This window comes from Rhizobium sp. AAP43, from assembly GCF_001296045.1.
GTDB lineage: Bacteria > Pseudomonadota > Alphaproteobacteria > Rhizobiales > Rhizobiaceae > Allorhizobium.
Genome location: NZ_LJHS01000005.1, coordinates 116796 through 130834, shown reverse-complemented (window position 1 = coordinate 130834; position 14039 = coordinate 116796). Strand labels below are relative to the sequence as shown.

Below are 14039 nucleotides of genomic sequence, written 5' to 3'. Positions count from 1 at the left end.
GTCGTGATCTTGCTGCAAATATCAGGCCGGGAATCGCTGAGAGAAATGAACCACCGGGCTATACGCGAAATCCTTGACGAAGGGATAGGTCGGCTGATGCCGCCTTTGGCTCGTCTGGTTCTCGATATCCTGGTTGATCACGCCATCGGTCAGCGCCATGAGGTTGGGATTGGCGATCGGCGCCAGTTCTGGCGAGAGATAGCCTGACTTGACCACAAGCAGCCTGACCGTCTTTGGATCAAGACCAAGCCGTTCGAAATCCGCGATATTGTGATAGGGCCGACGCTTGGCGGCAAGCACCAGCGTGATGCCGCCGATCCACACCACCACCTGCCTGTCGGCATCCGCGCCGGGCGCATCGAGTCTGATCACCTCGACATCGGCAATCACGGACGGGCTTGCCGGATCGAGCGCACCGCCGATCTTGAGCGAGAGCCGAGCGCCCTCACCCGCAGCAAAGCAGGCGTCGACGGCGGGACGGTCGGTGATCCCGGCGATCAGCACATCCTCTGCCTGTTCCCGAATGAGAGCAGCCAGCACATCGGCGCGGTCGCCGACGCCGCCACCGGTCGGATTGTCACCGGAATCGGCAAGGATGATCGGTCGTGTCTCGGTCTTGGCGGCGATCTCCAGCATGGCGTCCAGCGGACCGGTGACCGGACCGAAGCGGAAGTCTTCGCGTGCATCCCAGTAGGACTGGGCAATGGCAGTGGCGACCGTCTCAGCAGCCGCCTTGTCGACAGCCGTCACGACGGCACAGGCCGTGCCCCGCGGCTCGTCTGCCCAGACATAACCGACCATCAGATTGGCGTCCCAGATACCGGGCACGGCATCGTGTTCCGGGAGTTTCAGATAGAGGCTCTTCGCCGGCTCGTCTTCGGTCGAGGTCCGCTCGCCAGGCAGCAGCACCGGCACGGGCGCCCATGCGACGCCCGGACGCTCGCCCGTCGTCAGGGCGCGAACCAACATCGACCAGGCCCGCACCATAGTTTCGCGCACATCGATATGCGGCGCCGTGCGATAACCGGCGAATATATCGAGCTGATCGATAATCCTCTGGCTGACATTGCCATGCAGGTCATAGCTTGCAGCCACGATCACCTCGGGACCAACGACAGAACGAGCCGCCGCAATCCAGTCGCCTTCGGCATCGTCCATGCCCTCGACATTCATCGCGCCATGCATGGCAAGATAAAGACCATCGACCGGCAGTGCCGCTTTCAGGCGGTCGAGGAATTCTGCTTTGAACCCCTCATAGGTGGCGCGCGCCAGAGGGCCGCCGGGCGTGGCGCGGGCATGGAGGAGCGGCAGATGCTCAACGCCTTCGGCATCGAGGAAATTGAAATACTCGGCCCCCAGAAGCTCACCCTCCCGCAGCACGCGGAAATCCTCTGGCTGCATGAGAACGGGCGATGAGGTCGAGCATTCGGTGTGGATGCCGCCGACGGCGATGCGAAGTGTCATGAATCGATCCTCAGTAGCGGGGGCTCAAACGGACGATGGCGGCAAAGCGCAGCCAGTCCTTGTTTTCCCTCGGCGTCCAGGCGGCTTCTGCGATGGCCGGAAGACGCGGGAAAACGAGATGGTTGAAATAGTCCCGCGTCAGGAAGTGCTCACACCAGATACAGGCCTGCACACCGCGCATGCGGGCGGCCAGTTCCGGCGGGAACTCGGCGACCGCCTCATAGGTGTAGGTATGCTGCGGAGGCACGGTGCCGGCCCAGCTCGCGCCCGGCTCCTGGAAGGCTTCGTCCTGCACCATGTCGAGATAATAGGCCTGGCCCGGCGTCATGACGACGTCATAGCCCAGTTTTGCCAGTTCAAGTCCGACCTCCGGCTTCTGCCAGGCCATCAAGAGCGTACCATCCGGATCGACGCCGCCGCCATGGCTGACTTCGTCCCAGCCCGCGAGCTTGCGGCCGCGCTCGGAGAGCATCACCTGAATGCGCTTCATGAAATAGCTCTGCAGGCCGAAGGTACCCTCGATGCCTTGCCTCTCCATCAGCTTCCTGGCGAGCGGCGATGCCATCCAGGTATTGGCGGCCACTTCGTCGCCACCGATATGGATCAGCCTGGACGGGAAGAGTTCGACCATCTCGTCGAACACCTTGCCGAGGACTTCATAGGTGTATTCAATCGCCGGATTGAGCGCGTTGTTGGGATATCCCTGGACCGAGCGGTAGCTGTCGGGTGCTTCCTGACCATCAACGAGCTCCGGCAGTGCGACCAACGTTGCGGTGCTGTGGCCGGGAATGTCGATCTCTGGAACGACCTCGACCTGCAACGCACCGGCATGCGCAACGATATCCTTCACATCCTCCTGGGAGTAAAAACCGCCGACCGGATCAACGCCATTGCCGAGCTGCGGCAGGAGTGGTTCGTCCGGTCCCCGAAGCACGCCCAGCGTGGTCAGTTGAGGGAAGGCCTTGATTTCCAGACGCCAAGCCTCGTCATCGGAGAGGTGCCAGTGAAAGGTGTTCATCCGGAACCAGGCCAGGATATCGATCAACCGCTTGACGTCATCGACCGGATAGAACTGGCGGGAGACATCGAGATGGCAGCCGCGCCAATCATAGCGCGGCGCATCGGAAATCGTGCCGGAGGCGGGGAAGCGGAAGATATCGGGCTGCATGCGCGCGCCATGCAGCATCTGGGCAAGCAGGGTCAGCGCATATTGAAGCCCCGCCACATCGCCATAGCGGAGCGCAATTTCATCGGCAGCGAAGGTGAGCGCATAGGCAGAAGCGCCGAGGCTGTCATCTGCGGACAATGACACAGCCCGCCCTTCATGCACTCTGGCAAGCGAGAGCGGCGCATGACCGACCGGGAAGAGGCGGCAGAACAGCCGCAGCACATTCTCGACGGCGCGCAACTCGACAAGCGATGCGCCGTCAGCGGGATAAAGCGCAACTGGGAAACCCTCGCCCGCAACGAGCGCGACCGAGGCCGGCCAGGGCAGCATGGCGAAGGGCTCGGTGACTTTGCCCTCCGGCAGGAGCGCTGGCGGCGGCGCGCTGTGGTCACCACCCAGCATCAGATCGGCCACTGCGACTGCGGCATGCTGGCCGGACGACAGGGTGAGATAGGCAGACTTCGCGCCATCCGTCCTGTGTTTTGCCGGACGCCACAGACCGCCGACCCGGAAGCTCCAGGATGCACCCGGCTGAAGCACGAAGCCGGCTGGCGGGGCGAACTGATGGAAATTCGCATTGCGCTTGAGGAAGGTGGCGTTCTCGCAGACCGGCTCTTCGATATCCTTCACGCGCGTCAAAGACGTATAGGCGAGCTTGAAACCATCGATCGAAACATCGGACAGGTTGATGAGAGTGAAAACGAAAGCGCCACACGGATCGCCCTCGACGGGAACCCAGGTGTTTTCGAGGCGAAACTGGACAGCTGTTGCCATGGTGATGCTCCCGGCTTTGGAAAATCAATAATTGTCGGATTGTGAAAAGGTGCGGGCAAGCTCGGCCTGGCCGGCCGTCAGGCCGCAATCGACCGGTAGGCACACGCCGGTAATGGCGGCGGCTTGCTCGCTAGCGAGAAAATAGACGGCATTGGCCACGTCTTGCGCCGTCGCGATGCGGCGAAGCGCGTACCAGCGCTTGGCCTCTTCAAAGACTTGCGGATTGGCGCTCGCCCGCGCCTCCCAGGCCTGCGTGCGCACCGTGCCGGGTGCCACCGCATTGGCGCGAATGCCGAACTTGCCGTATTCAACAGCGATCAGCTTGGTGAGATGGATGAGGCCCGCTTTCGCCGCGCTATAGGCCGGATGGCCGAACACGGCCATGCCATTGACCGAGGCAATGTTGACCAGCGCGCCATGGCTTTCCTTCAATGCTGCCTCGAAGGCGCGGAAGCAGAGGAATGGTGCCTCGAGATTAAGCGCGTTGTCCCGACGCCAGATATCGCCATCGGTATCGCTAAGAGATACGGCGCGGGCGGCGCCGGCATTGTTCACCAGCGTGTGGACGAGGCCCAGTGCAGCGACGGTAGATGCGGCGCGGCCAAGTTCGACCTCATTGGTGACATCGCAGGCAAGTGGCACGAAGCGATCATTGTCTCCAAGCGACGCTGCCGCCATGGCTGCGGCATCGCCATCCAGGTCGAGCAGCACGACGAGGTCATGGCTATCGGCCAGACGCTTGGCAATCGCCCGCCCGATATCGCCGGCAGCACCCGTTACAACCGCCACGCTGCGCATCAGACGCGGATCCCGGTCTGCTCGGAGGACGAAATGAGGCGCATCAGACTAGTCTCCCAGAAGTTGCCGGTCATCGCCGCCGTCGCGGTGCTCAACCAGTTGCTGCTTGATATGGCGCAGGGTGACCTGCGACTGTTTTCGATTTCGGTAGGCAACAAGGCTGGCGATCACATCGACCACAGCCAGATAGGCAAAGCGCGTGGAGGTTGGGCGGAAGATGTTCTCGCCCTCCGGCAGATCGATGCCCACAACCAGTTCGGAAGCCCTTGCGACCGGGCTGTCGCTCTGGGTGAGCGCGATCGTCGTGATGCCGTTCTCGCGAGCCAGATTGAAGCAGTTGACCAATTCGGCATTCCGCCCGGAAAAGGACGAGCCGATCAAGACATCGTTCGAGCGGGCTGCGGCTGTCAGCATCAGTTGCATATTGTGATCCGCAGAGGCCGTGACCCGCGAGCCGAGCCGGAAGAGCCGGTTCTGGATCTCGCCTGAGATCATCGAGGAATTGCCGCCAGAACCGAAGGCATAGACCATTTCGGCCCGTGCCAGCCGGTCAGCAACTTTGTCGAGGATCACCGGATCGAGCGCGCGATGGACCATGAACATCGCATTCTGCGCCTTGGTGATCACGTCGGTTGCGACATCCGCCGGCTCCGTGCTCTGCGTCTCCGGATTGAGATAGCGCACGCCGACATAGGCCGTACGTGCCAGACTGACCTTGAAATCGGCAAAGTTCTGGCAGCCGAGACGTCTGCAGAAGCGCGTCACGGTCGGTGGCGAGACTTCGGCACGCTCGGCAAGCTCGATGATCGAGGCATTGACCGCGAAATCAAACGCGTTGAGCAGAATATCCGCGATGCGTTGTTCTGAGGCCGAAAACTGGCCCGCCTCTTCCTGTAACCGCGCGAAGATATCCATGCCCTTGCCTCTGCTATTTCGAAGGCTTGTAGGCTATGCAGTCGATCTCGACCTTGCAATCGACCATCATCGAGGCCTGCACGCAGGCGCGCGCCGGCGGATGCTCGCCGAAGTACTGCTGGTAGATCTTGTTGAATGTCCAGAAATCACGGGGATCGTCGAGCCAGACGCCGCAGCGCACGACATGCTCGACGCCATATCCAGCCTCATCGAGAATGGCGAGGACATTGGCAATTGTCTTGTGGGTCTGCTCGATGATGCCGCCGGAAATGATTTCGCCGTCTTCCATGGCCACCTGGCCGGAAACATGCAGCCAGCCATCGGCCTCAACAGCCCGCGCGAAAGGCAAACGCTGACCACCGGCACCGGCCTTCTCAGCCCCGTAACGCTTGATCGTCATGGACACCTCTTATGCAAATTATTTTCTTCGATCGTTGACAAGCGACCACAAAAAACGGATTTTGACCAGACAAAATCGACATCTATGAAAAGAATTTCAAAGTGGGGACGAAATGCGCGATCCTTTCCAAAATCCTTTTGCAATTGAAGATACTGCCCGCCACGCGATCTGGGAGATGCTCGTACCCCGCGACATCGACGCCTTCCTGGCAGCCGACTGGAGCATGGTGGCAGGCGATTTCGTCGAGGATGGCTTCATCGGCATCAGCGGCAATCGCGAAGAGGATGCCGACAAATGGACCCTCGCCTTTCCGAACCTGGCCGCCTATCGCGATGAATGGTTGAAGCAGGCGCAAGACTTTGCCCAGCAGAGCTATGGCGAAGATCCGCGCGGCGCAATTTTCACCACGACGACCCTGGAGGAAATCGAGGTGATTGGTGAGACGGCGCTGGTGCGCAAGAAGTTCGACGGCGGCATCAAGAAGGCCGACGGCACAGTGGACGTGATGCGCTGGCAGACGCTGTATTACTGCCGTCTGCACGAAGGACGCTGGAAGATCTCCGGCTTTACCGGCTACCTGCCCAACCCGATGGGCAAGCGCTGATCTCAGCGCCTCTCCCCACACCCGGAGTTTAGCCTTTGCGCATCTTCACCGCAGCACTTGCAACGGAAACCAACACGTTTTCGCCGATCTGCATCGACCGCCGCGCCTTCGAGGAATCGCTGTATGCGGCACCGGGCCAACATCCGGTCACGCCAACGCTCTGCACGGCCCCCCTCACCGTCGGCCGCAAGGTCTGCTCTGACAAGGGCTGGACCCTGATCGAGGGGACGGCGACCTGGGCGGATCCAGCCGGCCTGGTCAACCGCCAGACCTATGAGGGCCTGCGCGACGAGATCCTCGATCAACTGCGCGCAGCAATGCCGGTGAATGCCGTCGTACTTGGCCTGCATGGCGCCATGGTGGCCGACGGCTACATCGATCCAGAGGGCGACTTGCTGGCCCGGATCCGCGCAATCGTCGGCCCGGACATCCTCGTCTGCGCCGAACTCGACCCGCATAGCCATCTGACTGCAAAACGCGTAGCGGCAGCCGACTTTTTCGTCGTCTTCAAGGAATTCCCGCATACCGACTTCGTTGATCGCGCCGAAGATCTCTGGCGGATTGCCGTTGACACGCTGGAGGGCCGCGTCAATCCGGTCATGTCCGTCTTCGATTGCCGGATGATCGATGTTTTCCCCACTTCGCGTGAACCGATGCGCAGCTTTGTTGACAGGCTTATGGCCATTGAAGCTGACGATGCGGATGTGCTGTCACTCTCCGTAATTCACGGCTTCATGGCAGGCGACGTGCCGGAAATGGGCACCAAGACGATTGCCGTGACCAACGGAACGCCGGAAAAGGGCGAAGCACTGGCCCGTGACCTAGGCCTCGAACTCTTTTCCAAGCGTGGCACGTTCATGATGCCGCAGATTGATGAGGGCGAAGCGCTGGATCGGGCCCTTACGCGCACCGACGGCCCCGTCGTCATCGCCGACATGTGGGACAATCCGGGCGGCGGGACGGCTGGCGATGCCACAGTCATCCTGGAGGAAATGCTGAGACGCGGCGTAACCAATGCAGCGATTGGCATGATCTGGGATCCGATTGCCGTGCAGATCTGCATGGCAGCCGGCGAAGGGGCGGAGATCCCCTTGCGTTTCGGGGCAAAATCAGCGCCCGGAACCGGAAATCCCGTCGACGGGCTGGTCAAGGTCGTCAAGGTCGTGCCGAATGCCGAGATGCGCTTTGGCGACAGCATCGCGCCTTTCGGCGATGCCGCCCATATCCACCTCGCCGGCATCGACATCATCCTGAGCTCGGTCCGGGTCCAGAGTTACGATCCCTCGCTGTTTACGGCGCTCGGCATCGAGCCGACGGAAAAGCACCTCCTGGTGATCAAGTCGACCAACCACTTCTATGCTGCCTTTTCCAAGATCGCCTCGGAGATTCTTTACTGCGCTGCCGGAACACCCTATCCCAACAATCCCGCGAAAACGGCCTATCGCCATGTCAGGCATGACATCTGGCCGATCATGGCCAATCCGCATGACGCACCTGAAGGCAACGAGGCCGCTTGATGACGAACCTGCCACGCCCCCGCATCGGACAGGACATTGCTTCCCTGTCGACACCCCTGCCGATGATTGATGAAGCCCGCCTGGCTGGCAATATCGCGCGTGTGCAGTCTTACATGAATACCCATGGCCTTGCCTTCCGGCCGCATATCAAGACCCACAAGATCCCGAATCTTGCCAGGGAGCAGGTCGAAGCCGGCGCACGCGGCATCAATTGCCAGAAGATCACTGAAGCCGAAGTCTTCGCCGATGCCGGCTTCGAGGACATTCTTATCACATTCAACATTCTCGGGCCGGAAAAGCTGGAACGTCTGGTCGCGCTTAATGCACGGATCTCCGGGCTGAAAGTGGTTGCCGACAGCGAAGCTACAGTTTCAGGCCTCTCGAAGGCCTTCTCCGGCGAGCGCCCGCTGGCGGTACTCGTCGAATGCGATACCGGCGGTGGCCGCTGCGGCGTACAGACGCCGGACGCAGCAGTCGCCCTGGCAAAGGCCATCGCCGGCGCCCCGGGGCTCACCTTCGCCGGCCTGCTCACCTATCCCAAGGCTGACACCGAGGACGCCGTCGAAGCCTTTTTCAGCACAGCCATCGCGAAGCTGGCGGACCTCGACATCCCCTGCCCCATCGTCTCGAATGGCGGTACGCCCAGTCTCTTTTCCGCCCACAAGGTCAAATCCGCGACGGAACACCGGGCCGGCACCTACATCTACAATGACCGCTCCATGGTCCGCGCAGGCCATTGCAGCCTCGATGATTGCGCCATGTTCATTCTGGCAACGGTGGTCTCACGGCCGACCGAGGACCGTGCCATCCTCGATGCTGGTTCCAAGGCGCTGACCTCAGACCTCCTCGGCTTTTCCGACTTCGGCCTGATCCTCGATTATCCGGATGCCGTTATAACGGGTCTCTCCGAAGAACACGGCACCGTAGACCTGTCCAAGGTCACCCGCCGCCGCCCCGAGATCGGCGAAAAGGTCCGCGTCATCCCGAACCACACCTGCGTCGTCTCCAACCTCTTCGACATCATGACCTTCCACAAGGACGGCGTCGTGACCCGCGTGGAAGAGGTCGAGGCCCGCGGTCTGGTCTGGTAAAGGCCTGACCAAGACCGGTTCGGCACATCCAATCGCTATCTGGAGGAAGGTGCCAGCCTTTGGCTGAGTGCCATTGAGAGTTCTCGCGCGACACAGCCAAGTGACGGCAGAGAGCTGATGCCGTATCTTGAACGCACTTTCGCAGGCGCATCCGACATACCCTGGTGGGCGCAGAGGCGCACGTAATCCACGATGACGAGCCTTACATCGGTATCGGGCAGACGAGCCTGATCAAACGAATTGCTTTTGAGCGGTAATCCATCGAGAGCATCAAAGCCAGCCAGGACACAGTCAATTGCGGACCTGGAATGCTCACGGTGATAACCGAGATCGACAAGCACGTAGCCGCCGACGGCCCAGTTGAATTTCTGGAAGCTTGCGGCATGGCAACCAAGGTTGGATCGCGGCAGTGCCAGCATGTCCTCTTTGATGAAATCCTGCATCGGAAGGTCTCGAAGCTGGCTTAGTCGCACTTCCTGATCGGCTGTAAAGAAGGTGTCCACGGCGACGATAGAAATATGCTCGGTACCCCATGCCCGTCGATAGCGACCTGGTCTTTCACGGATAAGGCTATCAGCGACATCCTTTGCAAAAGCGGAATCCGCGTGAATTTTGGTCTCCGGCTGACCATTCCGATACAGGAAAATTTGCGTATCCGGTCCAAGTGCCTGCACATAGTCGAAGGCTTGCCGCAGTTGAGCCTGGGAGTACTCACTCCCTGCCTTGTATGGGCTACTTGTGAGGAACACGCCGAGAAAGAAAAGACAGAAAATGAGAATGCCGAAGCCTTGTCGAGCCAGGGCTTCACTGTCGCGTGATTTCAATGCAGTTCCAGATCCATTTCAATCTTCAAATAGAAACGTCTCCCGGTGCGACAGCTGGGCCATAGGAAAAAGCTGCATCGCATGATGGATTGCACCCATACAGTGCACATCGCCCCTGAGGGGTCCAGTCGAAATTTTCTGACTGCGATTTTGCCACAAAAAAAGGTCCGCCCGAAGGCGGACCAAGGCTCTGGCCGCTGGATTGGCCGGGAGGATGGTTTAGCCGGCCGCCGTAACGGAGGCCGGGAGTTCAAGCGTGCGCCAGTCGATGCGGCGCTCCAGAGCCTGCCCATTGGCATCGAAGAGATGGCAGTCTGCCGCCATGATGCCCGTGGTCATCGGCTGTTCTGCCTGGACCGGTGCCGATCCTGGCAGAAGCGCGCAATAGGCGTCGCCGGTTGAAAGTGCCGCATAGGCGATCGTGTTGATGCCCAGGCGCTCGATTACGCTTGGCGTTACCACGATATTGATGTCGCCCTGTCCGAGACGGGTATGTTCCGGCCGGATGCCGAGCGTCAGCGTTTTGCCGACGAGATCGTCGCGCGGCTCGACCGGGATGATCGCCGTCTGGCCATCATAGCTGATTTTGACGCCCGTCGGATCGATCCCGACGCATGTCACGGGCACGAAATTCATCTTCGGATTGCCGATGAAGCCGGCAACGAAGGTGTTCTGCGGCTTGTGATAGAGTTCAAGCGGCGCACCGACCTGGGCGATATCACCGGCATTCAGAACCACGATCCGGTCGGCCATGGTCATGGCTTCGATCTGGTCATGGGTGACGTAGATCATCGTCGCTTCGAGATCGCGGTGCAGCTTGGTGAGCTCGATGCGCATTTCGGCGCGCAGGGCCGCATCGAGGTTCGACAAGGGTTCGTCGAACAGAAAGATCTTCGGCTCGCGCACGATCGCACGACCGATCGCCACACGCTGGCGCTGGCCGCCGGACAGCTGTCCCGGCCGCTGCTGCAGGCGCTGGTCGAGATGCAGGATCTTGGCGACGCCATCGACCTTTTCGCGGATCTTCTCTTCAGAAAGTTTCTCGACGCGCAGCGGGAAGGCGATGTTCTCGAACACCGTCATGTGCGGATAGAGCGCATAGGACTGGAAGACCATGGCGATGCCACGCTCGACCGGTGGCTTGTCGTTCACCCGCTCGGCATCGATGACGATGTCACCATCAGTGGTGTCGTCGAGGCCGGCGATCATCCTCAGAAGCGTGGACTTGCCACAGCCGGACGGGCCGACGAACACGATGAACTCGCCGTCCCGGACGTCAAGGCTCACACCCTTGATGACCTCGAAATGTCCGTAGGACTTGCGCACCTTGTTGAGAAATAGCTGACCCACGCGCTCACGTCTCCAACGCCGGTTGAATGAACCGGCCAAATGTCTGTCGTTTAATGACCGCGGGCCGGAACCGGCCCGCGGAAGAGGAATTGGCTCGAGCTTACTTGTACTGCTCGAGGTCGGCGGCTGCCTTCTTCAGGGCATCTGCCGGCTCAGCCTTGCCGGTCACGACAGACTGGACCATTTCGATCATGACGTTCTGGAAGCCCTTGTAGTCCGTGAAAAGAGGCTCAGGACCACCATAGGCGATACCGTCGATGAACGGCTTCCAGAAGGGCTCGTTGGCGACGAACTTGTCGACGACAGCACCCGGACGCAGCGGCGTGAGGCCCGCGCCTCCCTGCAGCTCATATTCGTGCTGGATGTCGGTCGAGGTGATGTACTTGGCGAATTCGATCGCCTTTTCCTCGACGCCCGAATCCTTGAAGATGGCAAGGCTGTCAGTGATCAGCAGCGTGCCTTCACCCTTGGCCGATGGGCCCTTCGGCAGCGGCGCGACACCCCATTCAACCTTCGTGTCCTTGAGGCGGTAGGCAGCGCCAGAGCCGGCCTGGATCATGCCGACCTTGCCGTCGAGGAAGATGGCGCGGATTTCGTTCTGCTCGTAAGCGGTCGCACCTTCGACGGAGTAAGGCGTGATCTCCTTGTAAGCTTGAAGGGCTGCCAGAACCTCAGGGCTGTCGATGACGATCTTGTCGCCGTCGATGACCTTGCCGTTGTTGGTGTAAACCCAGTGCATGAACTGGTGCATGGTGTTGTCAAAGGTCTTGGCCGGGAGACCGTAACCGGCAATGCCAGTCTTTTCCTTGATCTGCTTGGCAAATGCGATTTCTTCTTCCCAGGTCTTCGGGGGAGTTTCCGGGTCGAGACCAGCCTGCTTGAAGAGAGCCTTGTTCCAGTAGAGGGCCTTGGTCGAGAAAGCGACCGGAACGCCCCACTGCGTGCCATCGAAGGTCACGGTGTCAACGATATTGGGATAATAGGACGCCTTCTCCTCGTCGGTCATCGGGACTTCGACGATCAGTTCGTTCTGGGCAAATTCCTTCAGCGTGCGCGAACCGACATAGGCCATGGCGACCGGCGTGCCGGCAACGGCGAGCGTGGTTGCCTTGTCCTGGCACTGCTCCCAGCCAACGACTTCCGGCTTGACCTTCCAGCCCGCGTTTTTGGCTTCCCATTCGCCAATATACTTCTCGTGGATCGGGTCGATCTTATCGCCGCAATAGATCCAGCTGATTTCCTGATCGGCAGCCAGTGTGGTCAGCGCCGAGCTGGCCAGAAGGGCGAAAGAGCCCGCGAGCATGGTAAGAGACTTCGTCATCTGTAGTTCCCCTTTGTTGACAGGTTGAAGCGTCCGGTTGGCCCGAATTTTATTGGCATCGCTTATTTCACGGCGCCTGCGGTCAGTCCGCTGACGAGATAGCGTTGCAGGAAGAAGATCACGATCATCGCTGGCGCAATGCCGACGAAGCTTGCCGCCATCAACTCATTCCAGATCACCTCCTGGCGACCGAAATAGGCAAACAGCCCGATCGGCAGCGGCATGTATTCGGTCTTGGAGTTGAAGGTCAGCGCAAAGATGAATTGCTGGGCATAGGCGCCAATGAACGTCGTGATGGCAACAACGGCGATGCCAGGCGTGGCAAGCGGCAGAATAACCCGACGGAAGGTATAGAAATAGCCCGCGCCATCGACATAGGCCGCCTCTTCCAGCTCCTTCGGAATGCGCAGCATATAGGTTCGCAGCAACCAGATGGCCGATGGAATAAGGAAAGCGACACCCGGCACGATCATGGCGAAATAGGTATTGAGCACGCCCATCGACCGCATCAGACGAAAGAGCGGGATCAACAGCACGGCGCCCGAGAACATGTTGACGGCAAGGAAGGCACCCAAAAGCTGGCCCCGTCCCTTGAACTCGAAGCGGGCAAAGGCATAGGCCGCCGGCACCACAAGCGTCAGGACAATGACCGTCGCAATCGTCGAGATGAGGAAAGAGTTGAAGATATACCGGGCGAAACCGGGAACGCTGACCCACATCGTGCGATAGGCGTCGAATGAACCGTTTTCCGGAAAGAAGCGGTAAGGCGAGGAGAAGAGCTGGCTGAGCGGTTTCAGCGACACGAGGAACCCTTCGACGAAGGGCGCCAGGATGAAGGTGAGGAAGACGCCGATGCCGGCATAAATCCCGACCAGTTCGTACCATTTGTAGCGGTTGATCAACGCTGTCTTGTCGTAACTCATCGGGCATGCTCCTGCGAAAGACGGCTGGTGACGCGGAAGTAGGCGACGCAGAAGATCGACAGGAAGATGCAGATCAGCACGGCACGCGCAGCCCCCTCCCCGTATTTCTTCGACCCGATCGCGGTGTGATAGGTATCGATGATCATCGTGGTGGTCTCGCCGCTCGGTCCGCCGCGCGTCAGGATCCAGATGATATCGAAGGAGTTGAAGGTAGCGATCAGCGACAGCATCGACATGGTGATCATGGCAGGCAGGATCAGCGGCATGGTGATGCGGCGGAAGCGATAGAAGCGGCCGGCGCCATCGGTCCATGCAGCCTCATAGAGATCCTGCGGGATCGCCTGCATGGCAGCGAGCATATAGAGCGTCACCATCGGTACGCCGATCCACACATCGGTGAAGATCGTCGCCCAGAAGGCAGTCGAGCCATAGGCCAGGAAGGCAACGGGCCCGTCGACCAGACCGGTCCGCTGCAGCATGCCGGAGATCATGCCGAACTGGCCATTATACATCCAGCCCCACATGAAGATGCCAATCGCCATCGGCACGATCCAGGGCGGCATGGTAAGCACGCGAAACAGCGTGCGGCCCGGCACGGCCGTGTTGAGCATCGCCGCGCCAAAAGTCCCGATGATCATCTTGATCGATACCGAGAAGAAGGTCCAGATGAAGGTTCTGACGATGACTGTCGCGAAGGTGTCGTTGAAAATCTTCTCGTAATTCACCCAACCAACCCAGTTGGTTGTCTTCTTCAGCGACGCATCGGTGAAGGACAGGATGAAGGTTTCAACGAGCGGATAGGCGACGATGACCGCGATGTAGAGGACCGCCGGCGCAATCAGTAGCCAGGCGAAGAGAACCGCGCTTTTGCGAGCTTCCATGGTCGCTCC

13 protein-coding genes are annotated in these 14039 nt (G+C 60.1%); 3 read left to right on the top strand and 10 right to left on the bottom strand.

Annotated elements, in window-relative coordinates; genetic code table 11:
* Positions 1-21: 21 nt before the first annotated feature.
* The 5 genes from IP76_RS04105 to IP76_RS04085 are packed head-to-tail and all read right to left on the bottom strand — an operon-like array spanning position 22 to position 5519.
* Positions 22-1464: a M81 family metallopeptidase gene (locus tag IP76_RS04105; RefSeq protein ID WP_054156921.1), complete on the bottom strand. Its 1443-nt coding sequence runs from the start codon at positions 1462-1464 to the stop codon at positions 22-24.
* Positions 1465-1474: 10 nt separating this feature from the next.
* Entirely contained in the window at positions 1475-3406 is a 1932-nt protein-coding gene (locus IP76_RS04100) for a beta-N-acetylhexosaminidase (RefSeq protein ID WP_054156920.1), read from the bottom strand.
* A gap of 24 nt (positions 3407-3430) precedes the next feature.
* The gene (locus IP76_RS04095; RefSeq protein WP_054156919.1) at positions 3431-4207 is read right to left on the bottom strand and encodes an SDR family oxidoreductase; all 777 of its coding nucleotides are present in this window, start codon (positions 4205-4207) and stop codon (positions 3431-3433) included.
* A gap of 45 nt (positions 4208-4252) precedes the next feature.
* Entirely contained in the window at positions 4253-5119 is an 867-nt protein-coding gene (locus IP76_RS04090; RefSeq protein WP_054156918.1) for a MurR/RpiR family transcriptional regulator, read from the bottom strand.
* 13 nt (positions 5120-5132) lie between these two features.
* Positions 5133-5519, bottom strand: coding sequence for a RidA family protein (locus IP76_RS04085; RefSeq protein WP_054156917.1), 387 nt, complete (start codon positions 5517-5519; stop codon positions 5133-5135).
* Between the two features lie 112 nt (positions 5520-5631).
* On the opposite strand from IP76_RS04085, the gene IP76_RS04080 reads away from it, so the two are divergent.
* The 3 genes from IP76_RS04080 to IP76_RS04070 are packed head-to-tail and all read left to right on the top strand — an operon-like array spanning position 5632 to position 8731.
* A complete protein-coding gene (locus IP76_RS04080) occupies positions 5632-6123 on the top strand; it encodes a hypothetical protein (protein ID WP_054156916.1) in 492 nt (163 codons plus the stop codon).
* 35 nt (positions 6124-6158) lie between these two features.
* Positions 6159-7640 (top strand): M81 family metallopeptidase, encoded by a 1482-nt coding sequence (locus IP76_RS04075; RefSeq protein ID WP_054156915.1) that lies wholly within the window; start codon positions 6159-6161, stop codon positions 7638-7640.
* Complete coding sequence (locus tag IP76_RS04070) at positions 7640-8731, top strand: D-TA family PLP-dependent enzyme (protein ID WP_054156914.1); 1092 nt, start codon at positions 7640-7642, stop codon at positions 8729-8731. Before IP76_RS04075 ends, IP76_RS04070 begins: the two co-directional genes overlap by 1 nt.
* 35 nt (positions 8732-8766) lie before the next feature.
* Here the strand turns inward: IP76_RS04070 and IP76_RS04065 are convergent, their stop codons facing one another.
* The 5 genes from IP76_RS04065 to IP76_RS04045 form a co-directional block, all read right to left on the bottom strand.
* The gene (locus IP76_RS04065) at positions 8767-9555 is read right to left on the bottom strand and encodes a hypothetical protein (RefSeq protein ID WP_054156913.1); all 789 of its coding nucleotides are present in this window, start codon (positions 9553-9555) and stop codon (positions 8767-8769) included.
* A gap of 219 nt (positions 9556-9774) precedes the next feature.
* The gene (locus IP76_RS04060) at positions 9775-10905 is read right to left on the bottom strand and encodes an ABC transporter ATP-binding protein (RefSeq protein WP_054156912.1); all 1131 of its coding nucleotides are present in this window, start codon (positions 10903-10905) and stop codon (positions 9775-9777) included.
* Between the two features lie 100 nt (positions 10906-11005).
* Positions 11006-12226 (bottom strand): ABC transporter substrate-binding protein, encoded by a 1221-nt coding sequence (locus tag IP76_RS04055; RefSeq protein ID WP_054156911.1) that lies wholly within the window; start codon positions 12224-12226, stop codon positions 11006-11008.
* 62 nt (positions 12227-12288) lie between these two features.
* Positions 12289-13149, bottom strand: a complete 861-nt coding sequence (locus tag IP76_RS04050) for a carbohydrate ABC transporter permease (protein WP_054156910.1) — start codon at positions 13147-13149, stop codon at positions 12289-12291.
* Entirely contained in the window at positions 13146-14030 is an 885-nt protein-coding gene (locus IP76_RS04045) for a carbohydrate ABC transporter permease (protein WP_054156909.1), read from the bottom strand. Before IP76_RS04045 ends, IP76_RS04050 begins: the two co-directional genes overlap by 4 nt.
* Between the last annotated feature and the right edge of the window lie 9 nt (positions 14031-14039).